We start from the raw sequence: 2,468 nt of genomic DNA, 5'->3' as shown, positions 1-2,468 counted from the left end.
GCCCAGCCGGGCCCGGTCGATGCTCACCGAACCGTTGGCCTGCAACGCGACCCGCTTGGCGATGTCCAGCCCGAGCCCGGTGGAGCCCTGGTCGCTCTCGCCCCGGCGCAGCGCCCGGTCCGGGTTCGGGATGCCCGGCCCGGCGTCGTCGATCCGGATCGCCACCCAGCCGTCCCGGCGGCTCACCGCCACCTCGAACGCGGTGCCCTGCGGCGTGTACCGGAACACGTTGCCGATCACCGCGTCCAGCGCGGCGGCCAGCTCGGCGCGCGGCACCGGCGCCGGGATGCGCAACTGCGCACCGACCACCCGGTGCGGGCGGTTCTGGTCCCCGGCCAGCGCCGACCAGAACACCATCCGGTCCCGCACCACCTCGCTGACGTCGCACGACGCCGGCGCCGACTCCTGGCTCACCGCCTTGCGGGTCGTCTTGATCAGCTGGTCGACCTCGCCCTCCAGCGTGACGATCGCCTGCCGGATACGCCGGATGCCACGCCGCCGGTCCAGCTCCGCCTCACTGAACGTGCCGATGCTCGTGTCGTCGGACTCCAGCGCCTCGGCGTCCAGCCGCAGCGCGGTCAACGGCGTCCGCAGCCGGTGCGACAGGTCGGCGACCAGCTCGTGCTCGTCGGCACGCAACGCCACCAGCCGTTCCGTCATCCGGTTGAACGCGTGCCCGGCCTCGGCCAGCTCGCGCGGTCCGGTCGGCTCGACCCGTACCCCCAGCTCGCCGTCACCCACCGCGAGCGCCGCCTTGACCAGGTCGCCGGTGGCGTCCACGGCCCGGGCCGCCACCCGGTCGACCACCACCACCGCCGCGCCGACCAGCGCCAGCGCAATCCCGAGCAGCAGCAGCCAGCGGCCCCCGCCCTCGTCGAGCGCCTCGTCGGGGACGAAGACCTCCACCACGGCGACCCGCTCGCCGAGCACCACCGGGTCCAGCCGCAGCACCCCGCCGTCCACCTCGGTCACCACCGAACGCCGCTGCGCGGCGGCGTCGGCGAGCGCTGCCGCGTCGGCCCGGCCGGCGGACTCGTCCGCCCCGATGCCGTGCACCACCGGGCGCAGCGCCGGGTCGTCGCCGGCCGCGGCGGCCACCGCCCGCTCGACAGCAGCGGTGTCGGTGCTCACCGCCAGGGCCCCGGTCACCAGCGCGGCGCGACGCGCGGCGTCGGCCAGTTCCGCCTCCCGGGCCCGGTCGGCGAGGGTGAGCCCGAGCGGGACGAGGAAGGCGAGCGCGATCAGGCCGCACATGCCGGCGGTGAGCCCGGCCAGCGTCAGCCTCAGTCCGGCGCCACCAGCCGGAAGCCGACCCCCCGCACGGTGCGCAGGTAGCGCGGCTTCGCCGCGGACTCGCCCATTTTGCGGCGGAGCCAGTACAGGTGCACGTCGATGGTCTGGTCCTCGCCGACCGATGGCTGCCGCCATACCTCCTCCAAGAGTTCCCGCCGGGACACTACCCGGCCGGGACGCGCGGCGAGATACGCCAGCAGGTCGAATTCCTTGCGGGTCAGCGCCAGCGGCTCCCCGTCCAGCACCGCGCTGCGCTCACCCACGTCGACCCGCAGGCCGCCGACCGTGTGCACGGCCGGCGCGACGGTACGGCTGGCCCGCCCGGCCCGCCGCAGCACAGTGGTGATCCGGGCGTCCAGGTGCGCGCCGGTGAACGGCTTGACCATGTAGTCGTCCGCCCCGGCGCGCAGCAGACGCACCACCGACTGCTCGTCGTCGCGGGCGGTGGCGATGATGATCGGCACGTCGGTGATGCCGCGCAGCATGCGCAGCGCGTCCGAGCCGTCCAGGTCGGGCAGACCGAGATCGAGCACCACCAAATCCGGTGTCTCGGCGGCGACCCGGCGCAGCGCGTCGAGCGCGGTGCCGACGGCGTGCACCGCGTGCCCCCGGTCGGTGAGCGACCGCAGCATGGCGCCGCGCACGACGTGGTCGTCTTCGACCAGCAGGACGGTTGCCACGTCAGCACCGTACTCGTCGTGGCAAGCCGGTCGCGTTGCGGCGGTCCGGCGAAGCGGGCAAGCTGGGACGGCGATGACGTTCACGCTCTTCCCCGACACCCGCCTCACGCTCGCCCGCGACGCGCTGGCCGGCCTGTCGGTGGGCGACGCCCTCGGCTCCCAGTTCTTCGTTCCCGGCCGGCGCCCGGACGACCTCGCCGCCGGCCGGCTGCCCGCGCCGCCGTGGGAGTGGACCGACGACACCGAGATGGCCTGCTCGGTGGTGGCCGAACTGGCTGCCGGGGCACGGATCGACAGGGACCGGCTGGCGTTGGCGTTCGCGCAGCGCTGCGAGCCCTACCGGGGGTACGGGCCGGGCGCGGTGAGGGTGCTGCGGCTGATCCGTACCGGCACGCCGTGGCCGGTGGCCGCCGCGTCCGCGTTCGACGGGCAGGGCTCCTGCGGCAACGGCGCGGCCATGCGGGTCGCGCCGCTCGGCGCCTGGCACGCCGACTC

3 protein-coding genes are annotated in these 2,468 nt (G+C 75.2%); 1 reads left to right on the top strand and 2 read right to left on the bottom strand.

Features of this window, described 5'->3' with window-relative positions; translation table 11 throughout:
• Both KBX39_RS28870 and KBX39_RS28865 read right to left on the bottom strand, forming a co-directional pair.
• Positions 1-1,254, bottom strand: a 1,254-nt coding sequence (locus KBX39_RS28870; protein WP_210873563.1) for a HAMP domain-containing sensor histidine kinase, incomplete at its 3' end; no start/stop codon positions are given.
• Between the two features lie 29 nt (positions 1,255-1,283).
• Positions 1,284-1,973, bottom strand: coding sequence for a response regulator transcription factor (locus tag KBX39_RS28865; RefSeq protein ID WP_064448739.1), 690 nt, complete (start codon positions 1,971-1,973; stop codon positions 1,284-1,286).
• Between the two features lie 73 nt (positions 1,974-2,046).
• Between KBX39_RS28865 and KBX39_RS28860 the strand changes: the two genes are divergently transcribed.
• Positions 2,047-2,468: ADP-ribosylglycohydrolase family protein (locus KBX39_RS28860; RefSeq protein WP_210873561.1), on the top strand; the 422-nt coding region annotated here is incomplete at its 3' end.

This window comes from Micromonospora sp. D75, from assembly GCF_018070405.1.
In the GTDB taxonomy this organism is placed as follows: Bacteria; Actinomycetota; Actinomycetes; order Mycobacteriales; family Micromonosporaceae; genus Micromonospora; species Micromonospora chalcea.
The sequence above is the reverse complement of the archived record's forward strand: the minus strand, read 5'-3'. Positions and strand labels throughout refer to the sequence as shown.